The sequence below is a fragment of the Aeromonas sp. TECH754 genome, assembly GCF_056279295.1.
On sequence record NZ_JBWBRA010000001.1, the window covers coordinates 1,177,463 to 1,190,178 of the forward strand.

Here is a 12,716-nt window from a genome sequence, read left to right on the forward strand (position 1 = left end):
GTGCCAAAATAGCGATTGGTTATGTTACAATTGCGCGCCATTTTTGACTGAAGATTGACAGGGCATGCTGGATCAGATTCGTATCGTGTTGGTAAATACTTCCCACCCCGGCAACATGGGGTCCGCGGCGCGGGCCATGAAGACCATGGGGTTGACCCAGCTGGTATTGGTCGATCCCCAGGCGTTGCCCGATGACAACGCCATTGCCCTGGCGGCAGGGGCCAGCGACATCCTGGCCAATGCCCGTATAGTGTCGACTCTGGAGGATGCCATCGCCGACTGCGGTCTGGTCATCGGTACCAGCGCCCGCTCCCGCACCCTGAGCTGGCCCATGCTGGATCCCCGCGAAGCCGCCGAGAAGCTGGTGAGCGAGGGGGTGATCCACCCGGTTGCCCTGGTGTTTGGCCGTGAGCGTACCGGCCTCACCAACGATGAGCTGCAAAAGTGCCACTACCACGTGGCCATCCCGGCCAATCCCGAGTACAGCTCCCTCAACCTGGCCATGGCGGTGCAAACCCTCTGCTACGAGGTGCGCATGCGCTGGTTGCAGGGCCAAGCGTCCGAGCCAGAAGAGGAGCGGGTGGATTATCCCAGTGCCGAGCAGCTGGAAGGCTTCTATCAGCATCTGGAGCGGACGCTGCAAAAGACGGGCTTCATCACCGAAGATCACCCCGGCCATGTGATGAGCAAGCTGCGTCGCCTTTTCAATCGGGCTCGACCGGAGACGGTTGAACTGAACATATTGCGCGGCATTCTCACCTCGGTGCACAAACCCCGGCCGCAAGACTAATCCCGACTAAATTGCTCAACCATATACTTGACTGAATTAGTCGGGTATGTGACCATGTGCCCATATTGATTTGTTCGCAAACGGTAAGGCATATGAGACTGACCTCAAAAGGACGTTACGCAGTGACAGCCATGCTCGACGTGGCGTTGCATGCAGAGCAGGGGCCCGTGCCCCTGGCTGATATTTCAGAGCGCCAGGGCATCTCCTTGTCCTATCTGGAGCAGCTGTTTGCCCGCCTGCGCAAGCATGGCCTGGTGAGCAGCGTGCGCGGCCCGGGGGGGGGTTACCGCCTCGGACTGGCGCCTGGCGAGATCTCGGTAGGTCAGGTGATCACCGCGGTTGATGAGTCGGTCGATGCGACCAAGTGTCTGGGCAAGGGGGGCTGCCACGGTGGTACCCAGTGTCTGACCCACTCCCTGTGGCGTGATCTCAGCGAGCGTATTTCCAGTTTCCTGGGGAACATCACCCTGGCTGAACTGGTTGGCCAGGCCGATGTACGACGCATCGCCGGCAAGCAAGATGAACAAATGAAGACTGTGTTGTCCCTGGTTGAACGGGCTGAACGCGGTGATGTGAGCTTGAAAGTCCAACTATAAACAAACGTGCTTTCCACGACGACTCGCTGTGTGACTCGTCGTAACGGAGAAAAACATGAAACTGCCTATTTACCTTGATTATTCGGCAACCTGCCCGGTGGACCCGCGGGTCGCAGAAAAAATGATGCAGTGCCTCACCATGGACGGCCTGTTTGGCAATCCTGCTTCCCGCTCGCACCGCTTTGGCTGGCAGGCCGAAGAGGCGGTGGATCTGGCCCGTAATCAAGTGGCAGAGCTGATTGGTGCAGATCCTCGCGAGATCGTCTTCACCTCAGGCGCGACCGAATCCAACAACCTGGCCATCAAGGGCGTTGCCCATTTCTACGCTGGCAAGGGCAAGCACATCATCACCTCCAAGACCGAGCACAAGGCAGTTCTCGATACCTGCCGCCAGCTGGAGCGTGAAGGCTATGAGGTGACCTACCTCGAGCCGATGCCAAACGGCCTGTTCACCATCGAGCAGATCGAAGGCGCCCTGCGCGATGACACCATCCTAGTAAGCATCATGCACGTCAACAACGAGATCGGTGTGGTGCAAGACATCGCCGCCATCGGCGAGCTGTGCCGCTCCCGCAAGATCCTGCTGCACGTGGACGCGGTCCAGAGCGTAGGCAAGCTCCCGGTCGACGTGGAGGCGCTCAAGGTTGATCTGCTCTCCATGTCCGCTCACAAGGTATACGGTCCCAAGGGGATCGGCGCCCTGTTCGTGCGTCGCAAACCCCGTGTGCGTCTGGAAGCCCAGATGCACGGTGGCGGTCACGAGCGCGGCATGCGCTCCGGCACCCTGCCGACTCACCAGATCGTCGGCATGGGCGAAGCCTTCCGCATCGCCAAGGAAGAGATGGCGAGCGAGAGCCAGCACATCATGGCCCTGCGTCAGCGTCTGTGGAACGGCATCAAGAACATCGAAGAAGTCTATATCAATGGCGACCTGGACCACCGCGTCCCGGGTAACCTGAACGTCAGTTTCGCCTATGTGGAAGGGGAATCCCTGATCATGGCGCTGAAGGATCTGGCGGTCTCTTCCGGCTCGGCCTGTACCTCTGCCAGCCTGGAGCCTTCCTATGTGCTGCGCGCCCTTGGCCTGAACGACGAGCTGGCACACAGCTCCATCCGTTTCAGCATCGGTCGCTTCACCACCGAGGAAGAAATCGACTACGCAATCAAGCTCATCTGCGACTCCATCGGCCGCCTGCGCGAGATGTCCCCCCTGTGGGAGATGTTCAAGGACGGCGTCGATCTGAACACGGTCGAATGGGCTCATCACTGATCACGGCCCAAGAGGCAAGTGTTTGGTGAACAACGGAATTAGCAGGAGTTAGATATGGCTTACAGTGAAAAAGTAATAGACCACTACGAGAATCCCCGTAACGTCGGTGGTTTTGACAAGAACGATCCCAGCATCGCGACCGGCATGGTCGGCGCCCCGGCTTGTGGCGACGTGATGAAACTGCAGCTGAAGATCAGCGACGACGGCATCATCGAAGATGCCAAGTTCAAGACCTACGGCTGTGGCTCCGCCATCGCCTCCAGCTCCCTGGTGACCGAATGGGTCAAGGGCAAGACTCTGGACGAAGCGGCCGGTATCAAGAACACCGATATCGCCGAAGAGCTGGCACTGCCACCGGTGAAGATCCACTGCTCCATTCTGGCGGAGGATGCCATCAAGGCCGCCATCGCCGATTACAAGCAGAAGAAAGGTCTCTAAGGTCCGGAGAGCAGTATGGCCATTACCATGACAGATGCCGCAGCGGCGCGGGTTTCCTCTTTTATAACCAACCGGGGCAAGGGCATTGGCCTGCGCCTCGGCGTCAAGACCACCGGCTGTTCCGGTCTTGCCTATGTGCTCGAGTTCGTGGATGAGCTGGCCGCTGAGGATCAGGTGTTCGAGCAAAACGGTGTCAAGATCATCGTCGATGCCAAGAGCCTGATCCATCTGGATGGCACCGAGCTGGACTTCGTCAAGGAGGGCCTCAACGAGGGCTTCCAGTTCAACAACCCCAACGCCAAGGGCGAGTGCGGTTGTGGCGAAAGCTTCAGTGTCTGAGGTGCAGGCAAAATGAAAGGGGTCGAACTGGCGGTGTGCCGCCGGTTCGACCCTTTCTAGGTTGATGGCGAGCAGGGCGCAAGCCTTCGAGTCTAAGGACGTACGATGAATCATTTCGAGCTGTTCGGGCTGGCAGAGGGCTTCGAGCTCGATACCCGCCAGCTGGCCGATACCTACCGCCGGTTGCAAACCCAGTTCCACCCCGATCGTTTCGCCACCGCTCCCGAGCGAGAGCAATTGGCTGCGGTGCAGCGTGCCGCCCAGATCAACGATGCCTTCACCACCCTCAAGGCGCCCCTGCGCCGGGCCGAGTACCTGCTCTCCCTGCGCGGTACCGACATCCGTGGTGAACAACAGACTCTGCAAGACACCGCCTTTCTGATGCAACAGTTGGAGTGGCGCGAGCGTCTGGCCGATCTGAAAGGAGAGGCCGCACCTGAGCGTGCCATCGAAGATTTTCGCCGCGAAATCAGGCATGATCACCAGTCGCTGATGCAACGGCTAACCACCAGTCTCGCCGCTGGCGAGGATCTGGTCGCCGCCGATTGCGTGCGCAAACTCAAGTTTGTCGACAAGCTCCTCGAGGAGCTGGAACGATTCGAAGACTCGCTGTTCGAGTCTTGATCCTCTAACGCTGGAAGTTTGATTATCCATGGCATTATTGCAAATCGCCGAGCCCGGCCAGAGCGCCGCACCTCATCAGCATAAACGCGCCGTTGGCATCGATCTCGGTACCACCAACTCGCTGGTCGCCGCCGTGCGCAGCGGTCGGGCCGATACCCTGTGTGACGCGTCGGGGCGGGATCTGCTGCCCTCAGTGGTGCACTACCAAGAGAGTGCTGTCCGGGTTGGCTTCGACGCCAAACGGGAAGCAGCCCTCGATCCCCATAACACCATCGTCTCGGTCAAGCGGATGATGGGCAAGGCGTTGGCGGACATCGATACCCGCCAGCAGCCCTATGAATTTGTGGCCAGCGACAGCGGCATGCCCCAGTTGCAGACCCGCCAGGGCCTGGTCAATCCGGTGCAGGTCTCCGCCGAGATCCTCAAAGCCCTGGCCGCGCGTGGCGTTGCCTCCCTGGGCGGCGAGCTCGACGGCGTGGTCATCACGGTCCCTGCCTATTTCGATGATGCCCAGCGTCAGGGCACCAAGGACGCGGCCCGTCTGGCCGGTCTGCACGTGCTGCGGCTGCTCAACGAGCCGACCGCCGCCGCCATCGCCTACGGCCTCGACTCCGGTCAGGAAGGGGTGATCGCGGTGTACGATCTCGGTGGCGGCACCTTCGATATCTCCATCCTGCGCCTGCATCGCGGCGTGTTCGAGGTGATGGCCACCGGCGGCGATTCGGCGCTCGGCGGCGATGACTTCGATCACCTGTTGGCGGACTGGATCAAGGCGCAAGCCGGTCTGAATGGCCAGCTTGATGCCCGTACCCAGCGCGAATTGCTGGACGCGGCGGCTGCCGTCAAGCACGGTCTGACCGACGCCGAATGCGTGACTTGCACCTTCGCCGGTTGGCAGGGGGAGGTGACCCGTGCCCAGTTTGACGCGCTCATTACGCCTCTGGTCAAGCGCACCCTGCTGGCCTGCCGCCGCGCTCTGCGCGATGCGGGGCTGGAGCAGCTGGACGTGCTGGAAGTGGTGATGGTCGGTGGCTCCACCCGGGTGCCGCTGGTACGCGAGCTGGTGGGCGAGTTCTTCCAGCGCACCCCGCTCACCAGCATCGACCCGGACAAGGTGGTGGCCATCGGCGCCGCCATCCAGGCCGACATCCTGGTGGGCAACAAGCCCGATGCCGAGATGCTGCTGCTGGACGTCATTCCGTTATCGCTGGGGCTCGAGACCATGGGCGGCCTCGCCGAGAAGGTGATCCCGCGCAATACCACCATCCCGGTGGCCCGCGCCCAGGAGTTCACCACCTTCAAGGATGGCCAGACCGCGATGGCGATCCACGTGGTGCAGGGGGAACGCGAGCTGGTGGCGGATTGCCGCTCCCTCGCGCGCTTCACCCTGACCGGTATTCCGCCCATGGCGGCCGGTGCCGCTCACATTCGCGTCACCTTCCAGGTGGATGCGGACGGTCTGTTGTCGGTCAGTGCCATGGAAAAATCCTCCGGTGTGCAGGCCGAAATCCAGATAAAACCCTCTTATGGGTTGGCGGAAGAGGACATTCTAAGCATGTTGAGTGCCTCCATCGCCAATGCCCAGCAAGACATGGAGGCCCGCATGCTGGCGGAGCAACAGGTCGAGGCCGATCGCGTGGTTGAGAGCCTCAATGCCGCCCTGGCCGCCGATGGCGAGGCGCTGCTGAGCGTCGCCGAGCGCGCCGAGATAGATGCCGCCATTGCCCATCTGCTGGCCATGCGCGCCGCAGGTACCACCAATCAAATCAAAGATGCCATCGAGGCGGCGGATGCCGTCAGTGGCGAGTTTGCGGCCCGTCGCATGGATGCCTCCATTCGCAAGGTGCTGACCGGTCAAAACGTCAACAAGGTGTAATATGCCAAAACTGATCATTCTGCCTCACCCCGAACTCTGTCCGGATGGCGCCGCCCTCGAGGGCGCCAGCGGTGAGACCATTCTGGATATCGCGCTGCGCAACGGCATCGAGATCGAGCACGCCTGCGAGAAGTCCTGTGCCTGCACCACCTGCCACTGCGTGGTGCGTGAAGGCTTCGACTCCCTCGAGCCGAGCGACGAGCTGGAAGATGACATGCTGGACAAGGCATGGGGGCTCGAGCCGGAATCCCGCTTGAGCTGCCAGGCCCGTCTGGCGGACGAGGATCTGGTGGTGGAGCTGCCCAAGTACACCATCAACCTCGCCTCCGAACGGCATTGATGGTGCGGTAATTACACATGAGTGAATTGCACGTGCAGCATCCAGCGGTGCAGTGATGATATGGTGAAGGCCGACCCCTCGGGGGACGGCCTTTTTTGTATTCGTCATTCCCGTGTTTGTTAATGAAAAGAGCCCATAAAAAAGGAAGCAAGAGAAGATGGCTGAGATGATGAAGGTATTGTTATCCACCCAGGCAGCCGCCGCCCATTGGGGCGAAGGGGCCCTGCTCAGTTTCAGTGGTGAACAGGCGCTGATCCACCTGGGCCTCGTTCGCCAGGAGCAAGATGCCCTGCGCGCCATCCAGCGCGCCGCGCGTCGGCTCGAATCCAGCGGCATCAAGCGCGTCAAGCTGGACGGCGAGGGCTGGGATCTGGAGCGCCGCTACGCCTTCGCCCAGGGCTTCTATGCCGCCAAGGGGCAGCGCGAGCTGGAGTTCGGCGAGCAGAGTGCCGCGGATGCCCGCGAGCTGGATGCGCTGCAGAAGGCGAGCCGCTGGGTGCGCGAGGTGACCAACGGTTGCCCGGAAGAGATTTACCCCATGAGCCTGGCGGAATCCGCCTTGCTGCTCATTCGCGGTCTGGCGGGGGAGCAGGTGACTGCCCGCATCACCGCCGGCGAGGCGCTGCGCGAAGCGGGCCACATCGGGATCTGGTCGGTGGGCCGGGGCAGCGAGCGGGAACCCGTGCTGCTGGAGCTCGATTACAATCCGACCGGGGACAGCAACGCCCCTGTGGTCGCGGCCCTGGTGGGCAAGGGCATCACCTTCGACTCCGGTGGCTACTCCATGAAGTCCTCTGACAACATGCTGCCGATGAAGTCCGACATGGGGGGCGCCGCCATGGTGACCGGTGCCTTGGCGTTGGCCATCAGCCGTGGCCTTAACAAGCGAGTGAAGCTCATCCTCTGCTGCGCCGAGAACCTGGTCTCCGGCCACGCCTTCAAGCTCGGTGACATCCTCACCTACAAAAACGGCATCTCGGTCGAGATCCAGAACACCGATGCGGAAGGCCGCCTGGTGCTGGCCGACGGCCTGCTGGCCGCGAGCGAAAGCGGCGCCGCTTACATCCTCGATGCCGCCACCCTGACCGGCGCCGCCAAGATGGCGCTCGGCCGCGACTACAACGCCGTGTTTGCCCTCGATGAAACCGAGCAAGCGCGCGCTCTGGCCGCCGCCAAGGCGGAAAACGAGAAGGCCTGGCCGCTGCCGCTGGAATCCTGGCATGCGGGCCAGCTCACCTCGGCCTTCGCCGAGCTGGGCAACGTTGCCTCTGCCGAAGGGACCGCCGGTGCCACCACGGCCGCCGCCTTCCTGTCGCGCTTCGTGCGCGATGAGGGCAAGGGCTGGGTACACCTGGATCTGGCGGCTTCCTACCAAAAATCCGGCAATGATCTCTGGGCGACCGGTGCCAAGGGCCATGGTCTTCGTACCATCGCCCGCTGGTTGCAGGAGGTGGCGGTATGAACGTCTGGCTGAGCCGAGAATTTGCCGCGCCCGAGTGGGGCGAGGGGGCGCTGCTGTCCCATCGCCCCGATGGCATGGTGATCCACCTGGTCACCGCCAGCCCCTTGCTGGACATCCAGCAGGCGGCGCGTCGCCTGTGCGGGCAGGGGATCCAGAAGGTGGCCCTGTGTGGACACTGGGAGCGCGAGCAGCAGTGGGCCTTCGCCCAGGGCTTGCAGACCCCCAAGGCCGAGGTCGAGCTGCAGTGGGCCACCTCATCGGAAGAGGACAGGGAGGAGCTGGAGGCGCGCTGGCTGTGCGGCCGCTGGGTACGCGAGATGACCAATGCCACCCCGGAGCAGCTGGGTCCGCTGGACTTGGCGGTGGAGGCCGCCGCCTTCATCACCGAGCTGGCGCCGGACAGGATCAGCCACCGCATCCTCAAGGGGGAGGCGTTGCAGCAGGCGGGCTGGGTCGGCCTCTATCAGGTCGGCCGTGGCAGCGATCGCGAGCCGGTGATGCTGGAGCTGGACTTCAATCCGAGCCGGGATCCGAGAGCACCGGTGGCCGCCGCTCTGGTGGGCAAGGGGATCACCTTCGACTCCGGTGGCTACTCCATGAAGACCTCCCAGGGCATGCTTACCATGAAGCATGACATGGGGGGCGCCGCCATCGTGACCGGGGCATTGGCGCTGGCCATACTGCGTGGCCTCGACAAGCGGGTGAAGCTCATCCTCTGCTGCGCCGAGAACCTGGTCTCCGGCCATGCCTACAAGCTGGGTGACATCCTCACCTACAAGAACGGTACCACGGTCGAGATCGTCAACACCGACGCCGAGGGCCGGCTGGTGCTGGCCGACGGCCTGCAGCTCGCCGGCGAATCCGGGGCGCCGCTGGTCATCGACGCCGCGACCCTCACCGGAGCGGCCGTGATGGCGCTGGGAGGGCGTTACAACGCGTTGTTCGGGCTGGACAAGGGGCTGGTGAGCCGCGCCATGGCCTATGCGGATGCCGAGCAGGAGGCCGCCTGGCCCCTGCCGCTGGAGCCCTGGCATCGTCAGCAGTGCCCGTCCCACTACGCCGACACCGCCAACAGCCGCCCCGTACCGGGCGGTGGTCCGGGCGGTGCCTCTAACGCGGCGGGCTTCCTCTCCCGTTTCGTTGCCAACGAGGGGCAGGGCTGGCTGCACGTCGATCTGGCCGCCTGCTTCAGCGAGAACGGCGACAACCTCTGGGCACCGGGTGCCAACACTCTGGGGATGCGCACCATAGCGCACACCCTGTTGGCGGAGACGCGCTGAGCGACGAGGGCACCTGCGGGTGCCCTTTTTCATGGTGCTGGATAAATGAGCAATAGGTGGAGTTTTAAGGGGTTAGGACTGCTATCGTGCACAAGCGCACGTTTTTTCCTGCAGTCATGGGACAAGATGAGTCACCATGTTGTTTCAAGGATGTTTTTGTTTAATAAAAAGTTGCTTTTTTGTGTGTTATTTCGGTTTTTGTTTACGTATAATCGCCGCCGAACATGGATTCCTACAATAAAACTCTGTAGTTAAGGAAAGAACTCAATGGCTATCGAACGTACCTTCTCTATCGTCAAGCCGGATGCTGTCAGCAAGAACCTGATCGGTGCCATCTACGGTCGCTTCGAAAGCGCCGGTCTGAAAGTGATCGCCGCCAAGATGCTGCACCTGAGCAGCGAACAGGCCGCCGGCTTTTACGCCGAGCACCAGGGCAAGCCGTTCTATGACGGTCTGGTCTCCTTCATGACCTCAGGCCCCGTCATGGTACAGGTGCTGGAAGGGGAAGAGGCCATTCGCCGTCATCGCGAAATCATGGGCGCCACCAATCCGAAAGAAGCCCTGGCCGGTACCCTGCGTGCCTGCTACGCCGAGAGCATCGATCGCAACGCCGTGCATGGCTCCGACGCCCCGGCCTCCGCCGCCCGCGAGATTGCCTACTTCTTCTCCGACGACGAGATCTGCCCGCGCGGCTGATTTTCACCCGGTGATCATCAAGGGAGCCTCGGCTCCCTTTTGTTTTTTGGTCTTTTGGCCTATCTCCCCTTATTCTCCAGGTGGAAAGGCAGACCCATTATTTGTACAATGCCGCCCCCTGACGTAGGTCAGCCAATAAATTTATGAAGTGTGTGAGCCGAGGCCCCTGATGAGCGCAACAAAAACCAACCTGCTGGATCTCGATCGGGATGCCATGCGTGCCTTCTTCGTCGAATTGGGCGAGAAGCCATTCCGGGCAGATCAGATAATGAAGTGGATCTACCACAACGGTTGTGATGACTTCGATCAGATGAGCAACGTCAACAAGGCGTTGCGTGAGCGTCTCAAGGAGATCGCCGAGATCCGTGCCCCGGAGATCAGCCGCGAGCAGCGTTCCTCTGATGGCACCATCAAGTGGGCCCTGCAGGTGGGTGATCAGGAAGTGGAGACCGTCTACATCCCGGAAGCGGATCGTGCCACCCTGTGCGTTTCGTCCCAGGTCGGCTGTGCGCTGGCCTGCACCTTCTGCTCGACGGCGCAGCAAGGCTTCAACCGCAACCTGAAAGTGTCCGAGATCATCGGTCAGGTCTGGCGTGCCGCCAAGGTTGTCGGTGGCAAGCGTCCCATCACCAACGTGGTAATGATGGGCATGGGCGAGCCGTTGCTCAACCTGGCCAACGTGGTTCCGGCCATGAGCCTGATGATGGATGACTTCGGTTTCAGCATCTCCAAGCGCCGGGTCACCCTCTCCACCTCTGGTGTGGTCCCTGCGCTGGACATGCTGGGTGATCAGATTGACGTGGCGCTGGCCATCTCCCTGCACGCACCGAACGACAAGCTGCGCTCCGAGATCATGCCGATCAACGACAAATACAACATCGAGGAGTTCCTCGCCGGTGTGCGTCGTTATCTCGCCAAGTCCAATGCCAACGGCGGCCGGGTGACCGTGGAATATGTGCTGCTCGATCATATCAATGACGACATGCAGCAGGCTCACGAGCTGGCCAAGGTGCTCAAAGACACCCCGTGCAAGATCAACCTGATCCCGTTCAACCCCTTCCCGGGCAACCCCTTCGGCAAGCCGAGCAACAGTCGCATCGACCGTTTCTCCAAGGTGCTGATGGAGTACGGCTTCACCGTCATCGTCCGCAAAACCCGTGGCGAAGACATCGATGCGGCCTGTGGTCAGCTGGTGGGGGAGGTGATCGATCGCACCAAGCGCACCATGAAAAAACGGATGCAACAAGACGGGATTTCCGTCAAAATGGTTTAACGTGCTAAGCCATTGTATAGTCAGGGAATGAATACACATACATTGATCGTGGTGGCGGCGCTTTGTGCGCTGCCAGGCTGTGTTACCGAGACCACTTACGCGGGTCAGAATTCGACTCAGCGTGAAGTGGGACCCGACCTCGAGGCGGCTGCCCAAACCCGCCTCGATCTGGGTCTTCAATATCTGCGGCAGGGCAATGCCGAGCAGGCCAAGTTCAATCTTGACCGTGCCCTGAAGTACGATCCGAGCAATTCCCAAGTCTATATTGGCTTCGCCTACTTCTATCAGCACGTAGGGGATTTCAAGGCGTCCGAAGCGAACTACCAGAAAGCGCTGGAGATAGATCCGACCAATGCTGACGCAATGAACAACTACGGCGCCTTCCTCTGCAACCGGGGCCGCTTCGACGAAGCGGACAAGGCGTTCCTGCAGGCCGTCAGCCAGCCCAATTACGTCAAGATCGCCGATACCTACGAGAATGCGGCGCTCTGTTCGCTGCAAAATCACAGAAATGACAAGGCCAACGAGTACTATCGTCTGGCCTTGGGGTATAATCCCCGCAACCCAAGGTTATTGCTGGACATGGCCGAGCTTTCCATGAAAGATGGCAAGCTGCCTGATGTGCAGTCCTACCTCGTTCGTTATGCCGAGGTGGCAGACGAGAATGAGGATAGCCTCTGGTTGAGGCTACGGCTGGCGCAAGCCATGGACAAGCCGGCACTATTACACCAATTCGGGACAGAGCTGGTAAGGCAATATCCCACTTCGCAACAAGCCAAGCGTTACTTAGCCAATGACTACTGAACAGCCACACGATTTCCAAGACGACTCCCAGGCAGTGGGCCCAGGCCAACTGCTGCGTAACGCCCGTGAGCAGCTCGGCTGGACACGCGAGCAGGTTGCGTCCCGCATTCACCTTCGTCTGACTCTGATCGCCGCGATTGAAGCGGATACCTACGACAAGAATACGTCCCACACCTTCATTCGCGGGTATTTGCGTACCTATGCCAAGCTGGTCGGTATCCCCGAGGAGACCATTCTCGCCGCTTACGACAAGCTGGGATTGACGCCGCCCGACAACATCGACATGCAGAGCTTCTCCCGCCGCTCACGCCAGCAAGCCAACGACAGTCGTCTCAAGGTCGTGACCTGGCTGGTGATCCTGGTGCTGATCGCCCTCTCCATCGCCTGGTGGTGGCAGAGCACCGCGCGTCGCTCCGCCGGTGAAGAAGCCCTCGCGGCAACCGAGATGAGTCCGACCGACGGCCTCGCCGCTGCCAATGCCGCGCCGGCTGTGGACGTCGCCGATCCGGTGCTGCCCATTGTTTCCGATGCCGCAGCCACTGCGCTCGAGCCAGTAGTGAGCGAGTCTGTTTCGACCGCACAACCGCTGCCTGCCGTCAGTGCTGCCGTGGCGGGCGATGCCTCTGCCGCCGTCGCGACTGCGCCGGTCGATACTGCCGCCACCGAGTCAACCAAGGTGCATCAGCTCAAGTTGAGCTTCACCGCCGACTGCTGGCTGGATATCAAGGATGCCAACGGCAAGACCCTGTTCAGCGGTCTGAAGAAGGCGAACGATGTACTTGTGCTGGAAGGACCCGAGCCACTCAAATTCACCGTTGGTGCGCCCATGGCGGTCAACCTCGAATACCAGGGCAAGTCCTTCGACATGAGCCGTTACAACAACGGCCGGACTGCTCGCTTCTCACTGCCGCAGGAGTAATCTGTCCGC

General features: G+C 61.2%; 14 protein-coding genes. All 14 read left to right on the top strand.

Going from position 1 to position 12,716, the window contains the following annotated elements; translation table 11 throughout:
• Window positions 1-64: 64 nt before the first annotated feature.
• The 14 genes from trmJ to ACZ9IL_RS05130 all read left to right on the top strand — a co-directional run bounded on the left by trmJ (window position 65) and on the right by ACZ9IL_RS05130 (window position 12,707).
• On the top strand, window positions 65-790 hold the full coding sequence (gene trmJ, locus ACZ9IL_RS05065; protein WP_476002530.1) for a tRNA (cytosine(32)/uridine(32)-2'-O)-methyltransferase TrmJ: 726 nt from the start codon (window positions 65-67) through the stop codon (window positions 788-790).
• Window positions 791-882: 92 nt separating this feature from the next.
• Window positions 883-1,386 carry a Fe-S cluster assembly transcriptional regulator IscR gene (iscR, locus tag ACZ9IL_RS05070; RefSeq protein WP_033129104.1) on the top strand — a complete coding sequence of 168 codons (504 nt, stop codon included), beginning with the start codon at window positions 883-885 and terminating at the stop codon, window positions 1,384-1,386.
• Window positions 1,387-1,441: 55 nt separating this feature from the next.
• Window positions 1,442-2,656, top strand: a complete 1,215-nt coding sequence (locus ACZ9IL_RS05075) for an IscS subfamily cysteine desulfurase (RefSeq protein WP_476002531.1) — start codon at window positions 1,442-1,444, stop codon at window positions 2,654-2,656.
• Between the two features lie 54 nt (window positions 2,657-2,710).
• A complete protein-coding gene (iscU, locus tag ACZ9IL_RS05080; protein WP_005299770.1) occupies window positions 2,711-3,094 on the top strand; it encodes a Fe-S cluster assembly scaffold IscU in 384 nt (127 codons plus the stop codon).
• Between the two features lie 15 nt (window positions 3,095-3,109).
• A complete protein-coding gene (iscA, locus tag ACZ9IL_RS05085) occupies window positions 3,110-3,433 on the top strand; it encodes an iron-sulfur cluster assembly protein IscA (RefSeq protein ID WP_005324290.1) in 324 nt (107 codons plus the stop codon).
• Between the two features lie 105 nt (window positions 3,434-3,538).
• Window positions 3,539-4,057 carry a co-chaperone HscB gene (gene hscB, locus ACZ9IL_RS05090; RefSeq protein WP_476002532.1) on the top strand — a complete coding sequence of 173 codons (519 nt, stop codon included), beginning with the start codon at window positions 3,539-3,541 and terminating at the stop codon, window positions 4,055-4,057.
• 28 nt (window positions 4,058-4,085) lie between these two features.
• A complete protein-coding gene (gene hscA, locus ACZ9IL_RS05095; protein ID WP_476002533.1) occupies window positions 4,086-5,933 on the top strand; it encodes a Fe-S protein assembly chaperone HscA in 1,848 nt (615 codons plus the stop codon).
• Between the two features lies 1 nt (window position 5,934).
• Complete coding sequence (gene fdx, locus ACZ9IL_RS05100) at window positions 5,935-6,273, top strand: ISC system 2Fe-2S type ferredoxin (protein WP_033129108.1); 339 nt, start codon at window positions 5,935-5,937, stop codon at window positions 6,271-6,273.
• 157 nt (window positions 6,274-6,430) lie between these two features.
• Complete coding sequence (gene pepB, locus ACZ9IL_RS05105; protein ID WP_476002534.1) at window positions 6,431-7,735, top strand: aminopeptidase PepB; 1,305 nt, start codon at window positions 6,431-6,433, stop codon at window positions 7,733-7,735.
• On the top strand, window positions 7,732-9,015 hold the full coding sequence (gene pepB / locus ACZ9IL_RS05110; RefSeq protein ID WP_476002535.1) for an aminopeptidase PepB: 1,284 nt from the start codon (window positions 7,732-7,734) through the stop codon (window positions 9,013-9,015). Before pepB (ACZ9IL_RS05105) ends, pepB (ACZ9IL_RS05110) begins: the two co-directional genes overlap by 4 nt.
• Before the next feature lie 267 nt (window positions 9,016-9,282).
• Complete coding sequence (gene ndk / locus ACZ9IL_RS05115) at window positions 9,283-9,711, top strand: nucleoside-diphosphate kinase (RefSeq protein WP_476002536.1); 429 nt, start codon at window positions 9,283-9,285, stop codon at window positions 9,709-9,711.
• Between the two features lie 169 nt (window positions 9,712-9,880).
• A complete protein-coding gene (gene rlmN / locus ACZ9IL_RS05120; protein WP_476002537.1) occupies window positions 9,881-10,984 on the top strand; it encodes a dual-specificity RNA methyltransferase RlmN in 1,104 nt (367 codons plus the stop codon).
• Window positions 10,985-10,996: 12 nt separating this feature from the next.
• Complete coding sequence (gene tapF / locus ACZ9IL_RS05125; RefSeq protein ID WP_476002538.1) at window positions 10,997-11,788, top strand: PilW family type IVa pilus biogenesis/stability lipoprotein TapF; 792 nt, start codon at window positions 10,997-10,999, stop codon at window positions 11,786-11,788.
• Window positions 11,778-12,707: a RodZ domain-containing protein gene (locus ACZ9IL_RS05130; protein WP_476002539.1), complete on the top strand. Its 930-nt coding sequence runs from the start codon at window positions 11,778-11,780 to the stop codon at window positions 12,705-12,707. Before tapF ends, ACZ9IL_RS05130 begins: the two co-directional genes overlap by 11 nt.
• The last annotated feature ends 9 nt before the right edge of the window (window positions 12,708-12,716 follow it).

Bases quoted from the DNA above. Each gene is read 5' to 3' on its own strand.
- iscA (WP_005324290.1), top strand. From the start codon at position 3,110: ATGGCCATTACCATGACAGATGCCGCAGCGGCGCGGGTTTCCTCTTTT.
- pepB (WP_476002535.1), top strand. From the start codon at position 7,732: ATGAACGTCTGGCTGAGCCGAGAATTTGCCGCGCCCGAGTGGGGCGAG.
- iscR (WP_033129104.1), top strand. From the start codon at position 883: ATGAGACTGACCTCAAAAGGACGTTACGCAGTGACAGCCATGCTCGAC.
- ndk (WP_476002536.1), top strand. From the start codon at position 9,283: ATGGCTATCGAACGTACCTTCTCTATCGTCAAGCCGGATGCTGTCAGC.
- fdx (WP_033129108.1), top strand. From the start codon at position 5,935: ATGCCAAAACTGATCATTCTGCCTCACCCCGAACTCTGTCCGGATGGC.
- hscA (WP_476002533.1), top strand. From the start codon at position 4,086: ATGGCATTATTGCAAATCGCCGAGCCCGGCCAGAGCGCCGCACCTCAT.
- trmJ (WP_476002530.1), top strand. From the start codon at position 65: ATGCTGGATCAGATTCGTATCGTGTTGGTAAATACTTCCCACCCCGGC.
- pepB (WP_476002534.1), top strand. From the start codon at position 6,431: ATGGCTGAGATGATGAAGGTATTGTTATCCACCCAGGCAGCCGCCGCC.
- ACZ9IL_RS05075 (WP_476002531.1), top strand. From the start codon at position 1,442: ATGAAACTGCCTATTTACCTTGATTATTCGGCAACCTGCCCGGTGGAC.
- ACZ9IL_RS05130 (WP_476002539.1), top strand. From the start codon at position 11,778: ATGACTACTGAACAGCCACACGATTTCCAAGACGACTCCCAGGCAGTG.
- rlmN (WP_476002537.1), top strand. From the start codon at position 9,881: ATGAGCGCAACAAAAACCAACCTGCTGGATCTCGATCGGGATGCCATG.
- hscB (WP_476002532.1), top strand. From the start codon at position 3,539: ATGAATCATTTCGAGCTGTTCGGGCTGGCAGAGGGCTTCGAGCTCGAT.
- iscU (WP_005299770.1), top strand. From the start codon at position 2,711: ATGGCTTACAGTGAAAAAGTAATAGACCACTACGAGAATCCCCGTAAC.